Source organism: Corynebacterium sp. EPI-003-04-2554_SCH2473622, assembly GCF_001665955.1.
Lineage (GTDB): Bacteria > Actinomycetota > Actinomycetes > Mycobacteriales > Mycobacteriaceae > Corynebacterium > Corynebacterium pseudodiphtheriticum.
In genome coordinates this window covers 24,042-38,775 of the sequence record NZ_LZMN01000053.1, presented here as the reverse complement: position 1 = coordinate 38,775, position 14,734 = coordinate 24,042, and the positions used below count along the sequence as shown (strand labels likewise).

14 protein-coding genes are annotated in these 14,734 nt (G+C 59.0%); 3 read left to right on the top strand and 11 right to left on the bottom strand.

Annotation, left to right across the window (positions count from 1 at the left end):
• The 3 genes from A5774_RS06040 to A5774_RS06030 are packed head-to-tail and all read right to left on the bottom strand — an operon-like array spanning position 1 to position 2,558.
• On the bottom strand, positions 1 to 825 hold the full coding sequence (locus A5774_RS06040; RefSeq protein ID WP_064833827.1) for an exodeoxyribonuclease III: 825 nt from the start codon (positions 823 to 825) through the stop codon (positions 1 to 3).
• Between the two features lie 35 nt (positions 826 to 860).
• Positions 861 to 1,931: a GNAT family N-acetyltransferase gene (locus tag A5774_RS06035; protein ID WP_064833826.1), complete on the bottom strand. Its 1,071-nt coding sequence runs from the start codon at positions 1,929 to 1,931 to the stop codon at positions 861 to 863.
• 9 nt (positions 1,932 to 1,940) lie between these two features.
• Positions 1,941 to 2,558 carry a peptide deformylase gene (locus A5774_RS06030; RefSeq protein ID WP_021352007.1) on the bottom strand — a complete coding sequence of 206 codons (618 nt, stop codon included), beginning with the start codon at positions 2,556 to 2,558 and terminating at the stop codon, positions 1,941 to 1,943.
• A gap of 16 nt (positions 2,559 to 2,574) precedes the next feature.
• Here A5774_RS06030 and A5774_RS06025 point away from each other — a divergent pair, with 16 nt between their 5' ends.
• The 3 genes from A5774_RS06025 to A5774_RS06015 are packed head-to-tail and all read left to right on the top strand — an operon-like array spanning position 2,575 to position 4,956.
• Entirely contained in the window at positions 2,575 to 2,844 is a 270-nt protein-coding gene (locus tag A5774_RS06025; protein WP_027018215.1) for a DUF3263 domain-containing protein, read from the top strand.
• Between the two features lie 10 nt (positions 2,845 to 2,854).
• Entirely contained in the window at positions 2,855 to 3,706 is an 852-nt protein-coding gene (locus tag A5774_RS06020; protein ID WP_156519560.1) for a LytR C-terminal domain-containing protein, read from the top strand.
• Positions 3,706 to 4,956 (top strand): glutamate--cysteine ligase, encoded by a 1,251-nt coding sequence (locus A5774_RS06015; RefSeq protein ID WP_064833824.1) that lies wholly within the window; start codon positions 3,706 to 3,708, stop codon positions 4,954 to 4,956. Before A5774_RS06020 ends, A5774_RS06015 begins: the two co-directional genes overlap by 1 nt.
• 8 nt (positions 4,957 to 4,964) lie before the next feature.
• Here the strand turns inward: A5774_RS06015 and A5774_RS06010 are convergent, their stop codons facing one another.
• Genes A5774_RS06010 through A5774_RS05975 form a run of 8 tightly spaced genes read right to left on the bottom strand, consistent with a single transcriptional unit; the run spans position 4,965 to position 14,520 of the window.
• Complete coding sequence (locus A5774_RS06010) at positions 4,965 to 5,363, bottom strand: monovalent cation/H(+) antiporter subunit G (protein ID WP_064833822.1); 399 nt, start codon at positions 5,361 to 5,363, stop codon at positions 4,965 to 4,967.
• Positions 5,364 to 5,365: 2 nt separating this feature from the next.
• Entirely contained in the window at positions 5,366 to 5,641 is a 276-nt protein-coding gene (locus A5774_RS06005; protein WP_021352012.1) for a monovalent cation/H+ antiporter complex subunit F, read from the bottom strand.
• A 3-nt stretch (positions 5,642 to 5,644) separates the two neighbouring features.
• Complete coding sequence (locus A5774_RS06000; protein ID WP_021352013.1) at positions 5,645 to 6,220, bottom strand: Na+/H+ antiporter subunit E; 576 nt, start codon at positions 6,218 to 6,220, stop codon at positions 5,645 to 5,647.
• The gene (locus A5774_RS05995; RefSeq protein ID WP_064833820.1) at positions 6,220 to 7,998 is read right to left on the bottom strand and encodes a Na+/H+ antiporter subunit D; all 1,779 of its coding nucleotides are present in this window, start codon (positions 7,996 to 7,998) and stop codon (positions 6,220 to 6,222) included. The genes A5774_RS06000 and A5774_RS05995 overlap by 1 nt, the downstream gene beginning before the upstream one ends.
• On the bottom strand, positions 7,991 to 8,497 hold the full coding sequence (locus tag A5774_RS05990) for a Na(+)/H(+) antiporter subunit C (protein WP_021352015.1): 507 nt from the start codon (positions 8,495 to 8,497) through the stop codon (positions 7,991 to 7,993). The genes A5774_RS05995 and A5774_RS05990 overlap by 8 nt, the downstream gene beginning before the upstream one ends.
• Positions 8,497 to 11,556, bottom strand: a complete 3,060-nt coding sequence (locus A5774_RS05985; RefSeq protein ID WP_064833818.1) for a Na+/H+ antiporter subunit A — start codon at positions 11,554 to 11,556, stop codon at positions 8,497 to 8,499. The genes A5774_RS05990 and A5774_RS05985 overlap by 1 nt, the downstream gene beginning before the upstream one ends.
• A 50-nt stretch (positions 11,557 to 11,606) precedes the next feature.
• Positions 11,607 to 13,004: a M20/M25/M40 family metallo-hydrolase gene (locus A5774_RS05980; RefSeq protein ID WP_231892366.1), complete on the bottom strand. Its 1,398-nt coding sequence runs from the start codon at positions 13,002 to 13,004 to the stop codon at positions 11,607 to 11,609.
• A 25-nt stretch (positions 13,005 to 13,029) separates the two neighbouring features.
• Positions 13,030 to 14,520, bottom strand: coding sequence for a M20/M25/M40 family metallo-hydrolase (locus tag A5774_RS05975; protein WP_064833816.1), 1,491 nt, complete (start codon positions 14,518 to 14,520; stop codon positions 13,030 to 13,032).
• Positions 14,521 to 14,734 lie beyond the last annotated feature (214 nt).

The following is a 14,734-nucleotide window of genomic DNA, read 5'->3' as shown; positions in this document are numbered from 1 at the left end:
TTAACGAACCTCGTCGAAGTCACTCGCTTGAAAATCCACCACCACCGGTGCGTGGTCCGAGGCACCTTTGCCGTGGCGCTCATCGACATCCACAAACCCCGAACGAGCTTGTTTCGCTAACTGCGGTGAGGCCAGCTGGAAATCAATGCGCATGCCCTCGCCCTTGGCAAACCGCATGGAAGTGTAGTCCCAGTAGGTGTAGCGTGCCTCGGTGAGTTCGCGGGTGATTTCCCGGGTACCGGCTTCCTCCAACATTTGGAAAGCCGCGCGCTCTGGTTCGGTGACGTGGGTGGCGCCGTCGAACACACGCAGATCCCACACATCCTCATTGCGGGGAGCGATATTGAAATCGCCTGTGAGTAGGATTTTTTTGTCAGCGTCTTCGCTAAGCTGGCCGCGGACGTAGTCGCGTAAGGCGTAGAGCCAGAACAGCTTGTATTCGTAGTGACGGTCGGTAATCTCGCGGCCATTGGGCACATAGAGCGACCAGACCTCGGTGTCGGTATCGCCGATGCGGGCGCCGATCGCACGGGCTTCTATGTTTTGCGGTTCGTCGGGATCCTTGTGAAATCCCGGCTGGCCAGGAAACTCGCGGCGGACGTCGTGGAGCTCGTGACGGGAAATCAATGCCACACCGTTCCACTGATGAAAACCACAGTGGGCAACGTGGTAACCGGCTTCCTCGAACACCTGGTAAGGGAACTTGTCATCGGCGCATTTGGTTTCTTGCACCGCCAGCACGTCGATCTTATGGCGTTGCAAAAAATCCAACACACGGTCGGTGCGTGTGCGAATAGAGTTCACGTTCCAGTTAGCGATCCGCATGGCGCCTTATTTTACCCGCGCACGCGCGCGGACGCTCAGCGCGGGCTATCGCCCAGCCACAGTGCGCAACGATGTCGGTGATGCTCGAGGAACCCCAGGTTGTGATACAGAGCAATCGCGGGGGTATTTGTGGAGATGACCTGCAGGTAAGCCGAATCCGCGCCGTGGCTTTTGCCCCAAGCCAGCATGTCCGCCCCGAGCCGGGTAGCCAAGCCACGGCGGCGCCAATCCGCGGCGACTTGCACAGCAGAATAGCCCAGCCATTTCTGGCCGTTTTCGGATTCGGTGAGCGTAGCACGCGTGATGGCCACTGTTCTGCTGGTAGCTGGTTCCAACAATCGGGCAAATCCCATGGTGCCCGCGATGCGCCCGGCTAGCAGCTGCAGTGCGTGTTGCGGAAGCGCGGTGCCGCGGAAGGTGTACAGGTCAAACCATTCCTGGTCCGGGGCGTCGTCGACGCGGAAGAGGAGCTTGTCGACGGCCTCAGTGCTTGGTGATGCAGGTTCAGCGTCGGCAAGCGAGCGCGTCATCACCAAGATTTCGGGGCCCAGATCCCATTGTCCTTCTGGTGCGCCGCGCAGCAGACGCTCGGCGGGAGCACCGATGCGTTCGGGAATAAGTAGGCGCGGCGGCAAGCCATGGGAACGGTAGAATTCGAAGATTTCGGAGATCGGCACTGGAACGAAACCGGCCGAACGCCCAAGCGGAACCGCAGAATTTGAGCGTTCGGTAATGCCATCACCAGCACGCATGAGCCATTGGCCATCGGAAGAAACCTGGTTGTGAATTCCCGGGAAGGCGGCGGCGGTGGCCTCTTCTACGGCACGGATTTCCGAATTTCGGATCCGTCGCGGTGAGAGACGTTTGACCACATAGATCTCCTCGCTGGGAATGGTCACCGAGGGTTTTTCTGAGGGATAACCGCCGATCTCTTGGGGGCGTACCACCAGTGGTTCTAGTTCCAGCACATGCCCAGTGACATCGGAATACACCGGGGCATTGCGGTTACCCAGCGCGCGCCGCACGATGACGCGATCACCGACAGACACCTCGTCACTGCGGAAAATCCGCGACTTTGTGCTGCGTGGGGCGTTCGGGTGGTTCATGGGCGGAAGCTACTGCTCGTCGTGGCCGAAGGGATCGCGATCTTCACCAGGCATCCAGGTCAACCCCGGTTCGGTCCAACCATTGGCTTTGATGGTCTTTTTGGCTGCTCGTTTATAGCGGCCGGTGAGCATGTCGGTATACAAGAAGCCATCGAGATGTCCGACCTCATGCTGCAGGCAGCGAGCGAAAAAGCCGTAGCCTTCGATGGAAATTTCCTCACCATTTTCATTCAGGCCGGTCACCCGCGCCCAATCTGCGCGGCCCGTCGGGAAGCCTTCACCCGGCACGGATAAGCAGCCTTCGTCGTCACTGCCGTCGTCGGCGGGCATGGTTTTAGGAATCTCGGAGGTTTCTAGCTTCGGGTTGATAACACAACCACGGCGCATGCCGCCGTCTGGCTTATCGCTGCCGTTCGGTCCGTCAACATCAGGGCATCCGTAGACGAAGATGCGCAGGCCGACACCAATCTGGTTGGCAGCCAGGCCGACGCCGCGGGCAGCGTCCATGGTCTCATACATGTCTTTGATCAGCTGCTGGATCTCTGGGGTATCCAGTGGGGTATCGACGATGGTCGTGGGATTATGCAGCACGGGGTCGCCGTGGATAACAATGGGGCGCACAGTCATGCCTTACAGTTTAACTATGACCGAACACCAAACGCTCACAGACGGTGGCCTTTCCGATTGTGACAGGGAGCTTTTGGATTTCACCGAACACGCCCCGCGGGCAGCCGGGGCGAAAGAAGAAGCTATCCGAACTCAGTTGGGAATGACCCCGGTGCGGTATTACCGGCGGCTGAATATTTTGTTGGATTATGCTCCCGCGATGCAGGAATATCCCTTGTTGATAAAGCGTTTGCGGCGCGTGCGTAATCGGCGCGCCGTGACCAGTTCCGATACTTCGGAATATTAGAGTGGCTAGTGTGACGAATGTATACCACGGTGATGAGGCGAACATGAACTATTCCGACGCTCGCGGCCCGGAAAATGCTAGCGGGGCAGGTGCTGGGGGAGCTGCCGGATCAGGAGCTAGTGGATCAGGGGCTGCTGGATCTGGCACGAGATCTGGTCTGCCATTGCGTGGCCTAGCGATGGTGTTGATTTCCGTAGCAATTTTGCTGGGCCTGTGGGGCATTTTCGCACTCACCAGCTCAGACGAAACCACCGCGACGAATACTGCGAACAACGCGCAAAATTCCGCCGCAGAGCAAGCCGGAGGCGACAACAACGGTGCTCCTGCAAACGGCGGCCAGAGCGATGGGCCCAACGGTGCGCCTGCCGACGGCGAGCACCGCGACGGCGCACACCCTGGTGATGCTGGCCGCGACGGTGTTGAAGACCCAGCCGGGGCACAAGAGCACCCCCATGAAGGAGGCCACCCAGAGGGCGCGCCGGGAGCAGACCGTCGAGAAGCACCAGCTGGCCGTTCTGGTGGAGCCGGCGCTGGCGCTGGCGCAGACGCTGGTGCCCCGCAGACTTTCGACGTCACCGTGCTGAACAACTCGACGGTGCCTGGCCTAGCCCACCGCGTGACCCAATCACTAGAGCGTGAAGGCCAGAAAACCCGCGAATCCGGTAACCTGCCGGGCGGAGAAAAAGTGCTGCGCGAAAACACCGTCTTCTTCCCAGCTGGTAATGCTGCTGCAGAGCAGCGCGCCCGCGAACTTGCCGACCGCGTCGGCGGTGTTGCCCGGGAAAACACTGCTTATCTGCCTGGTGAAGCCACCGAGAATAACGGCCTGACCATGGTCCTTATCGGAGAGGTTGCTCTGTAATGGCAGGTTCGTCTGAGACACCGAAAGAGGTGTTTAAACGTTCGGAACGCCCCACCGTCGGCATCGAATGGGAAGTCGCACTTATCAACCCAGAAACGTGGGATCTTGCGCACCAAGCTGAAGCGGTGATCAAGACCGCGCAGCAGATTCAGCCGGACATTCATCTGGAAAAAGAATTCCTGCAAAACACGATCGAGCTGGTCACCGGAATTTGCGATACCATTCCGCAGGCCGTGGCGGAACTCGATCGCGATCTTGCAGTGATCCGGCAAGCAGCCGAACAACACGGGTTATTGCTGTGGGCGTCGGGGGGCCACCCGTTTTCCGATTTCCGCACCAACCCGGTGAGCGCGAAGATGACTTACGCCGAGATTATCGAACGCACCCAGTACTGGGGTAGCCAAATGCTGATTTGGGGCACGCACGTGCACGTTGGCATCCGGCATGAAGACCGCGTTTGGCCCATTATCAATGCCCTGATGACGAAGTTCCCGCATCTGCTGGCGCTGTCCGCGTCTTCGCCGGGGTGGGATGGCATTGATACCGGTTATGCCTCCAATCGCACCATGCTGTATCAACAATTGCCTACCGCGGGCCTACCACCGGCGATCACGACTTGGGAAGAATGGCAGAGCTACATGCACGACCAGGCAGCCTCCGGAGTGATTAGCCACACTGGTTCGATGCACCTGGACATTCGCCCGGCCTCCAAATGGGGCACGATTGAAGTGCGGGTTTCTGACGCCGCGTCGAACCTGCGCGAGCTGTCCGCGGTAGCAGCTTTAACGCATTGCCTGGTGGTTTATTACGACCGGATGCTTGACGACGCCATCGTTGATACTGCCACCGCTGAAGTCGCCACCGTTGGCGGCGATACCGCTACTGGTGCTCAAGCTAGTGCTAGTGCTGTTGCTGAAGCTAACAACCCATTGCCCAGCCTGCAGCCGTGGCACATCGCAGAAAACAAATGGCGCGCCGCCCGCTATGGGCTGGACGCGCTGGTAATCACCTCGCGGGATACACACGAGCGCTGGGTGAAAGATGAACTAGCGGACCTGGTGGAAGAGCTAGCACCCATCGCAGAAGAACTCGGCTGCAGCCGGGAGCTACAGTTGGTGGGAGAGATCGTCGACAAGGGCGCTGGCTACCAACGCCAGCGGCAACGCTTCGCACAATCCGGGGGAGACTGGAAGCAAGTAGTGGCTGCCACCGCAGAAGAGATGACAACCTGGCGGCCGCTGGAAAACTAGGTTGCTCGTTAGCTTTTGCGGGGGTCTTTTTTGCGCAGCGTGCGCTTGGCCGGGCGGTCGTTGCGCGACATCGTGGCATCCGCGCCGTAAAGGCCTTCACGGCGCCCAATGCGACCCAGGCGTTGCGCGGTAACCGGGCTGGTTAGGAGCGCGAAAAACACCAACAAGAACAGCACCCCGATATCGGATTGCCACCCAGTGTTATAGCCGTCGCCAGCCACCGGCAAGTGGATACCCGCACCGACGATACACATGATCAAACCGACGGTCTGCGGTTTCGTGACCGCGTGCACCCGGGACATGGTATCGCCGAAACGAGCGACACCCACCGCAGCAGAAAAGACGAAAAATCCACCCGTAGTGAGCAACACCAGGGAGACGACGTCGGCAAGCAAAGCCCAATTCATAATTAGCTCACATCCCTTTTCCGGAAGCGGGTGACGGCCACGGTAGAAATAAACGCGAGCATTGCGATCACCATCATCGCGTAAACCACCGTGGAATCCGAGGTCCATGCGATGTAGGTGGCGGCCGCGCATTGCATCATCGCGACCATTCCGTCGAGGCCCAGAAGCCGGTCCAATGAGTTAGGGCCGACGATGATGCGCCAGACCGTGATCGCCAATGCTGCGCTGATCAATAGCGCAGGGATGATCAGCAGCGTGGTATACAACTCTGGATCCATGGGCTAGGTCCTTTCGAAAATCTTGATCATCCGGGCCTCCAGGGCTTTCACCCGGGCCAGCTCTTGCTCGATGCGCTCGTCGTTATCCGCGTTGAGTAAGTGAATTGTCAACGTACGGTTCGCAATATCAATATCCGTCACCGCACCGCCCGGCTGCAGGTTGTATAACGTCACCGCTAACACCAAGATGAATTCGTTGGACACACGCATCGGGGCCGTCACAATAGCGGTTTTTGGCAGCTGCTGCGGGCGCAATGCCAGCCAGGCTACATTCAGCGAGGCGCTGAGCAGCTCAAAGAAAAACTCCACTAGGAACCAGGCCAGTTTGTGCCAAGAGATGTGCAAACCAGCCACGGGCATGGCTGGCAGTGGTAGCAAGTAGACCACGAGCGTGCCGACGACTAGCCCAGCGACGATATTTCCCCAACTAATCTCGCCGACCAAGATGATCCACATGACCATCAACCAGGTGATAAACGCTGGGCGGAAGCGGTTGCGTAAACCTTTCGGGACGCGCTTTTTTAACCGGGCTTGCCGGGCTTTTTCGGCTGCTCGTTTTTCTCGCGTGTTGGTTCCCATTAGGAATCGCCTCCCTGAACGGATTCAGTGGCAACCGGGCTAGAGCTTGGGGTGGTCTGTGAACTGGTGCTGGAGCTGGTGCGCCCGGCCCCTGCATTGCCGCTTTCTTCGCGGCGGTCTTCGCCGTCGTCCAGCCGCTCCAGTTCCAAGTTGCGTGTCGGCTCGCCAGGGTCCGTGCCCAGTACCGCGGTGCGGTAGATGTTGACGTCTTGCGTAGAGTTCGCCGCGCGATCCGTGATGCTGGCGATGGGGCCAGCAACGACGCTGATCGCGCTGGATGCGATGACCAACATTGCGGTAGCCGCGAGCATGCCAAATGGTGTGCGGCCCACCGATTCGCGCTCTGAAAATTCCACTTCCTGGGTGATGTCCGCCAGTGGGGCAGGCCGGGCCATCGCCATGTTGCCTTCCGGGGCGTCCTTGCGGTCACGTACAAAGCCTTTGGACCAGACCATGATCATTACGTACAGCGTCAACAGCGATGTGATCACCGCACCCCCGATTAATACCCACGACATCCAGGTATTGGCCTCGGCACCAGCATGGAAAAGCATGACTTTGCCAAGGAAACCGGAAAACGGTGGGATGCCGCCCAAGTTCAGCGCCGGGATCAGGTACAGCACGGTAATCACTGGTGCGGTATACATCAGCGAACCCAACCGGCGCAGCGACGAGGTGCCGGCGTGGCGTTCGATCAGGCCGACGACTAAGAACAGTGCGGTTTGCACCAGAATGTGGTGCACCATGTAGAAGATCGCACCGGATAGCCCTTGCGAGCTGCCCAGACCAATGCCGAAGATCATATAACCGATGTGCGAGACCAGCGTGAAAGACAACAATCGTTTAATGTCATTCTGCGCCATCGCGCCCAGGATGCCGATCAGCATCGTGGCTAACGCAACCACCATCAGCAAAACGTCCAGGCTGCCATCGGTAAACACAGTGGTGCGCATGCGGATGATTGCGTACACACCGACCTTGGTCAGCAGCCCCGCGAACACTGCCGTGACCAACGACGGAGCTGTAGGGTAGGCGTCCGGAAGCCAAGAATCTAGCGGGAAGACCGCGGCTTTAATGCCGAAGGCAACCAGCAACACACCAAAAATGGCGGCTTGCGTGCCATCCGGAATATCTTCCATGCGCTGGCCAATCTGGGCCAGGCTCACCGTACCGACGGCCGCATAGGTTACGGCAATGCCGAACAAAAACAACATGGAGCTGGCCATAGAGACCATCACGTAACCCACACCGGCACGCACGCGCGATGGGGAAGCGCCCAGCGTCATCAAGACATACGAGGCCACCAGGAAGATTTCGAAGCCGACGTACAGGTTGAACAAGTCTCCGGCCAGGAAAGACAAGTTCACGCCCATCGTCAGCAGCATGTACGACGGCAAGAAGACCGCAACGGGCTCATCCTTCGTATCATCACGGATGCCCTGCGCGATGGCGAACCACATCACCGCAAACAAAATGATGGAGCTGACGAACAGCATCATCGTCGACAAGCGGTCAGCGACCAGAGTGATGCCCAGTGGAGCGTCCCAACCGCCGATTTGCAGGGTTTGGATGCCTTCGCCGTCGACGACGATGAGCATGGTGGCCGAGAGCACCGCGAGTGCCAACAGGGTGAAGAACACGAAGGCACGCCGTACGTTGAGCATGCGTGGAAACAACAGACACCCGGCTGCTGCAAGCGCGGGCAGGATCACTGGCAGCGGGATTAAATACGGCATGTACGGCAGTACTGCCTCGGTAAAGGGCTCTAGTCTAGTCATCGGCGCCTTCCGTTCCTGTGGCGTCTTCGACGGGCTTTTCAAATGACTCCGGGCCGAAGCGGTCGCCTTCTTCGGTGGCGCGGCCCGTCTTCGGGTCGTCGGAGGCATCGTGGTCTGGGCCAGCGGCCGCGTTGATCGGCCGGGCGGCAATTGCTGCGTCTTCGTGGTCGTCCTCGACGACGTCGGCAGAACGGTAGCGGTACTGACGGTAAGCCAGGGAAAGCAGGAAGGCTGTGAGCGCCATGGCAATCACGATCGCCGTCAGGATCATTGCCTGGGCCAGCGGATCGGCTTCTTGCTCGCCGTACAGCGAGGACTCACTACCTGTAATGGGAGGCGAGCCCGCGGGGCCGCCAGCTTGCAGGATCAGCAGGTTCGCGGCGTTACCGATAAGCAGCAGGCCGAGCACAATCTTGGTGACTGCACGGTCAAGCATCAGATAGACCCCGGCGGCGACCATCACCCCGGAGGCGAGTAGCAGAAATAGGTTTGCTTCCATTAGCTGCGGCTCCTTTCTCCGGTTGCGGTGCGGGCTGTAGTCGGTGTTTCGATTCCTGCTTGTTGGTTCTGTTCAGCCCTAGCTTTTTGCTGCTTACGTTTGGCAGCCTTTTGCTCGTTCCTGCGCTGTAGGTTCTTGTGCTGCAGGTTCTTCGCGCGATCGCGCGCACGCTGCTTACGCTCTTCGTCTTCCAGATCCAGTTGCGTACCCAGAGCCGTGAGCACATACATGGTCATGCCGATCACGATCAGGTACACCGCGGCGTCGAAAATTAACGCTGAAGGTAGTGACACTGCACCGATCACGGGGACATCAACGGACGCATAGTATGAGGTCAGCGGGGGATCACCGAAGGCCATCGGCACCAGTGCAGAACCTGTCGAAAGCATCAGGCCGACGAAAAACAACCGTGCGGGGTCGACAGGCAAGGTCTCTTCCAATTCCGCGCGACCACCGGCGACATAACGCAAGGACAGCGCAAGAGCCGCGACCAATCCACCAGCGAAACCGCCACCGGGTGCGTTATGGCCGGCGAAGAAGAAGTAGACGGACAGCGCCATCATCGATGGGAAAAGCACGCGTGTGGCCACGTCAACCATGATCGAGCGGTTTGCTGCACGCTCGGTTTCCACCTGTGCGGCCAACCAACGGCGGGATACTGCGGTGAGGATTGGTCGACGTGAACGCCTGGTGAAGGAGTTTGTGCGGTAGATCAGCGATGCCACACCTAGCGAGGCAATGATCAGCACAATCGTCTCGCCCATGGTGTCCCAAGCACGGAAGTCCACCAGGATCACGTTCACGGTGTTTAAACCGTGCGAGATTTCTTCTGCGAGCTTTGGCATTGGCTCGGAAATTGCTGGGGCGGTGCGCGCGTTCATGGCGAACAACGCGACGGTGACCACGGAGAATGCGACGGCGATGGACAACCAAGCACGGAAGCGATTGAACTGTGGAGTGCCACGCCATTCCACGTTGGTGGGCATTTTCCGCAGCACCAGCATGAAAATGACCATCAGCACGGTTTCCACCAGTACCTGTGTCAAAGCCAGGTCCGGGGCACCGTACATGGCAAAGATAAATGCCAGGAAGTACCCAGTAACACCAACCAAAACGACAGCTGAGAGACGGTTGTGCATAACCGTTGCTGCAATTGCGGCGACGATAATCGCGATTGCGGCTCCTGCCTGCCAAGCGGATTCGCCGAGGTTAAGGCGGATATTCGTGCGATCACCCAGCAAGAGCGCTATCAATGGCAATACGGCGAGGACGACAAAGATGACGCCCAAGTTGTACTGCAGAGAACCGCGCTGGGTAGAAGCCGTTAAGCGCAGCGAAATTCGGCGCAGTTGGTTCAGGATGGCGTAATAAGCATCGTTGGCATTGCCCAGTGCCGGGTAATCGAAATGAGCTTTGGCCAGGGCACGGCGCTGCCAGTGCAGGATGCCACCGACAGCCAAAATACCGGCAGAAATAGCCAGAGGCAGCGTCCAGCCATGCCAAAGAGCTAGATCTGTGGCGTGCCCAGCAGCGGGGTCACCGTGGCCGGTGGCAGCCAGGTGTGCAAATTCTGAATCCAGGTGCTGGTTAATCGCGTTCGAGATAATGCCTGGTTGTAGACCGAAAAAGATCGTCAAAGCGACCAGTACCGCCGGTGGGCCCCACAGCAGCACCGAAATTGGTTCCATTGTGGTGACTTCGTGGCAGATGCCACCACCGGTCGGGTGCGTTGGTTTTTTGCTCGCGAAGGCGCCGTAGATCACGCGGATCGAATAAGCCACCGTGAGCACAGAACCAACCACGATGAACACCAAGATTAGCTGGCGCGGGGTACCGACCAGTAGTTCTTCATGTAGCACGGCTTCCAGGGCAGCTTCCTTGGCGACGAACCCCAGCATCGGGATTACACCGGCCATTGAGGCTGCAGCCAGGATTGCGATGATTGCCAGCAGCGGTTGTTTGCGCCCCAAGCCAGAAAGATCGAAAATATCGCGGGTTCCGGTGGAATGGTCGATCGCACCGACGACCATAAATAGAGTGGCCTTAAACAGTGAGTGCGCCACCGTGAGTGCTAAACCTGCCAGCAGGGCCTCACGGGAGCCAATGGCAACCACCGAGGTGATAAAGCCCAATTGAGATACGGTTCCGTAAGCCAAAATTAGCTTCAGGTCGCGCTGTTTCAACGCCATCCAGCCACCGAGCAGCATGGTGAACAAGGCCAATGGAATGATCAGAGCGTGCCAGGTGGCAACCTGTGCGAAATCTGGGGCGAGCCGGGCTACCAGATAAATTCCCGCTTTTACCATCGCTGCCGAGTGCAAGTAGGCCGAGACGGGAGTTGGCGCGGCCATCGCGCCCGGCAACCAGAAGTGGAATGGTGCGATCGCGGATTTAGACAGCGCACCAACGATCACCAGCACAATGGAAATGCCGATATGCGGTACATCCGTGAGTTCTGCGGAGGAAGCAAATGCGCTGAGCTCGGAAAAACTCCAAGTTCCGGTGGTTTGGCCGAGCAATACGATGCCAACCAGCATGATCAAACCACCGAGCACGGTGACCATCAAGGCCTGACCCGCAGCACGGCGAGACGAGGCGCGCTCGCCGTAATAAGAAACCAGCAGGAAGGACAGAATAGAGGTGGCTTCCCAGAAGATATACAGCAACAGGAAGTTGTCCGAGCTGACCAGGCCGATCATAACGGTGGCAAAAGCCATCATCTGCCCGGCGAAAAGGGCAAGCCGGCGGGGAGTGGAGTTGAAATAGCCCCAGCAATACAGCATCACCAGGGCGCCCACCCCGGTGATGATCAGCCCGAACAAACCGGATAAAGCATCAAGCCGGAAATCCAGAATCAGTTGAATTTCCGGCACCCAAACCAGGGAATACTCCAATGTGCCATCGCCGGTAAAAGTGCCGTGTACGAAGTGCTGCAGTAACCAGAAAAAACCCACTGCGGGTACGGCTGCGAGCAAGGCGAAAGCCGACCGGCCCAACCAGCGGATCAGAAGCGGCGCCAGAATTGAGGCGCAGGCTAGGGAGCCAAGCAGGATGAGCACAATTATTCCGCCTCCCAGTTATTGCGCGTGGGCTAAAGACTTTTTCAAGCTTAGCGGAAATGGAGACGCGTCAACAGCAGTGCTTCTGCAAAAGCCAAGCGTTCAATCTCTTCCGGATCCACGGATTCGTTGCTCGAGTGAATAGCCGAAGCCGATTCCGCTACCCCATAGAGCCCGAACTCAGCTTTCGGGAATTTTTCTGCCAACTTCACCGTCAACGGGATTGAGCCACCCGTGCCGATCATTTCAGTGTCTTGCTCGTAGGCCTGCGAGATGCAATCGCTGAGCAACCCAAACAGAGGGCCGGAGGTATCGGCCGCAAAAGATGGATTCGCCGAGGTGATATCAACATCGATGTGCGCGCCCCAGCTGATGTGCGCGCGCAAGTGTTCCGCGACCTTTTCTGCGGCGTCTGCCGTATCAACCCCTGGCGGTACCCGTAGGTTGAGCTGCGCAGAGGCAGTGGCAGGTACGGCGTTGATGGCTTCTTCTACCGGGGTAGAACTAAAACCGGTGATGGTAACTGCCGGGCGGGCCCACACCAGATCCGCCATCTCGTCGTCACTAGCGCCCAGCATGTCGACGCCTTCGAGCAGACCAGCGGCATCGCGGGCTGCGTCATCTTCGGCCGGATATGGGCTGCCTTCCCAATGACGATGTTGCCCCAAGCCGTTGACGGCGACTTGCCCGTCGTCGTCATGCAGCGTGGCCAGCACCCGCACCAGCGCGGCCACCGCATCCGGAGCCGCGCCGCCGAATTGCCCGGAATGCACTGGTGCTTCCAGGGTGTTCACCGTGACGGTCAGCTGCCCACCGCCACGCAGGCTGGTGGTGAGCGTCGGCAAGCCAGCTTGGCCAGAGGCAGTATCGGCGATGCAGATTAGGTCGGCGTCGAAAAGCTCCGGGCGGTCGTCGACAAGATCTTTCAGCCCCTGCCCGCCGCGTTCCTCAGAGCCTTCACAAACCAGGATGATGCCGGCATCGCAGCCGCCGGTGGCATCAACCGCGCGGATGGCAGCCAGGTGCATCAGCACGTTACCTTTGCAATCCGCTGACCCGCGCCCGTACCAGCGCCCGTCACGCTCGGTGAGAAGGAAAGGATCAGACTGCCACTCTTCCGGGGTGGAAATATCGACGACGTCGTGGTGGCAATACAACAGCACCGTCGGGGCATTGTTCTTGGCGGCGCGCTTGCCGACGACTGCCGGCGAGCCGTCGCTGGTGGTGATGATTTCGGTGGCCAGGCCGCGCTCCACCATGAGATCGCGGATCATCCGGGCCGAGCGAGCCATGTCTTTGGCGTGGTCGTCATTGAGCGCGAGGGAAGGGATCGCGCACAGCTGGGCGAGGTCACCGAAGATGCGTTGCCGTTGGCCACCAATGTGATGGCGCAAAGCATGCTCCAGCTGGTCGTGGTTTGGGTTTGAAGGGTCGTGGTAACTGGACACGATGTAATCCTTGTGATCTTTTTGCTTAATTTTGCGCTGATTCCTGTGCTTGATCCTGTGCCTGTGCCTGTGCCTGCGCCCGTGCTTGTGCTTGTGCGCTGAAGCGGGTGATAAACAGCGCTTCCGTGGTAGCTAGGCGAATGATTTCTTCCGGGTCCACGGACTCATCTGGCGAATGGATGGTGGTTTGCGGCTCGCACAGGCCGTAGACGGCGATATCGGCGTCTGGGTTGGCCTCGGCCAAAGCAGTGGTCAGCGGAATGGATGCACCGTTGCCGGTATTGCGTACCTCTGCACCAAAAGCGGTAGCCATGGCGGATTCGAAGGTTTCGAAGGCCGCGGATTCCGTGCTGGTGGAAAACGGGCTGAAGACGTCTTCTGCCGTGACCTCAATCTGGGCGTCGAAAGGCACCGCATCGCGGATCTGCTGGGCGGCAGCCTCGACGACGCCCTGGGTATCCAGGTGGAATGGCACGCGCAGATTCACCACGGCTTCGGCGTGGTGGGTAACAGCATTGACGACGTCGCTGGTGGGGCGTGAGCTGAACGCGGTGACCGTCGCGGCTGGTCGAGCCCACAGCTGGGCTGCGATTTCTTCGTCCGTACCTTGGCCGTGCAGGCCGACGCCGTCGAGCACGCCCGCATCAGAACGGAAGGTGCCTGCGTCGTAGCTAGCGCCTTCCCAGTGCCACTTTGCATCCTCGGTTGGTTCGAAACCACGGATGACGGTGTGGCCGTTGTCGTCGAAAAGCGAATTCAGCGCGCGCATCAGAGCCAAGGTGGCGTCGGGAGCCACGCCACCGAACAAACCGGAATGCACCGGGGCGCGCAGTGTGTCGACGGCTACCTTCAGCTGTGCACCTCCGCGCAGTGCAGTGGTGATGGTCGGGGTACCGGCGGCGACGTTGCCACCATCGGCGATGAGCATGACATCAGCTTGGAACAGCTCCGGGCGCTGCTTGATCAGCTTGTCTAGGCCTTCGCCGCCTTGTTCTTCTGAGCCTTCCACTAACACCCGCAGGTTGATGCCCAGGTTTTTCAGTCCCACGGTGTCGTCGACTGCGCGCAGTCCGGCCAAATGCATGGCTAACGAGCCCTTGCAATCGGCGGCGCCACGGGCATACCAGCGGCCGTCGCGCTCAGTGAGGGTGAACGGATCTGCAGTCCATTCGGCCGGGTCACCGGCCAGAACGACGTCGTAATGCGAATACAACAAAACGGTGGGGGCGCCGTCGATTTTTGGGGTGGAAGCCAAGTAGGTGGTCGAGCCGTCGGCAGTTTGGATGGCGCTGACCTCCAGCCCGGCGTCGACAAGCGTGGCATCGACCCAGTTGCCGGCGTTGGTGTGCTCTTGTTTCAATTCCGGATTGTCTGGCAAGTACACGGAATTAAAGGCAATGATTTCGGACAACTGTGAAAAGATCTCCGCGCGTTGGCCCCGGATATGTTCTGCGAGGGCGGTTTCGGTGTCGTTTGCCTGTGCAGCAGCCTTAGTTTCAGTGCTAGTTGTATTCATGCCCGCTAACCTAGCAGGAATTTCTGGGCAGGAATTCCGGGATTGCTGTGTGAATGCGGGAAAAGAAAATGTGAGAGAGGAACCTGTGAACGGCAGCCGCGTAGGCAATGGCATCGGCAGCGGCATGGGCAGCCGTGGTCATAGGTAGCCATGGGTAAGCGCAAACCTTGCACTCGCCGGGTCCGAGTGCCAGAATGGTTGCTAGCACTTCCGG

Coding starts and splice junctions, on each gene's coding strand:
- A5774_RS06005 (WP_021352012.1), bottom strand. CDS start 5,641: ATGGATCCAGAGTTGTATACCACGCTGCTGATCATCCCTGCGCTATTG.
- A5774_RS05975 (WP_064833816.1), bottom strand. CDS start 14,520: ATGAATACAACTAGCACTGAAACTAAGGCTGCTGCACAGGCAAACGAC.
- A5774_RS06040 (WP_064833827.1), bottom strand. CDS start 825: ATGCGGATCGCTAACTGGAACGTGAACTCTATTCGCACACGCACCGAC.
- A5774_RS06025 (WP_027018215.1), top strand. CDS start 2,575: ATGACCGAACACCAAACGCTCACAGACGGTGGCCTTTCCGATTGTGAC.
- A5774_RS06010 (WP_064833822.1), bottom strand. CDS start 5,363: ATGAATTGGGCTTTGCTTGCCGACGTCGTCTCCCTGGTGTTGCTCACT.
- A5774_RS06030 (WP_021352007.1), bottom strand. CDS start 2,558: ATGACTGTGCGCCCCATTGTTATCCACGGCGACCCCGTGCTGCATAAT.
- A5774_RS06000 (WP_021352013.1), bottom strand. CDS start 6,220: ATGGGAACCAACACGCGAGAAAAACGAGCAGCCGAAAAAGCCCGGCAA.
- A5774_RS06035 (WP_064833826.1), bottom strand. CDS start 1,931: ATGAACCACCCGAACGCCCCACGCAGCACAAAGTCGCGGATTTTCCGC.
- A5774_RS06015 (WP_064833824.1), top strand. CDS start 3,706: ATGGCAGGTTCGTCTGAGACACCGAAAGAGGTGTTTAAACGTTCGGAA.
- A5774_RS05990 (WP_021352015.1), bottom strand. CDS start 8,497: ATGGAAGCAAACCTATTTCTGCTACTCGCCTCCGGGGTGATGGTCGCC.
- A5774_RS05995 (WP_064833820.1), bottom strand. CDS start 7,998: ATGACTAGACTAGAGCCCTTTACCGAGGCAGTACTGCCGTACATGCCG.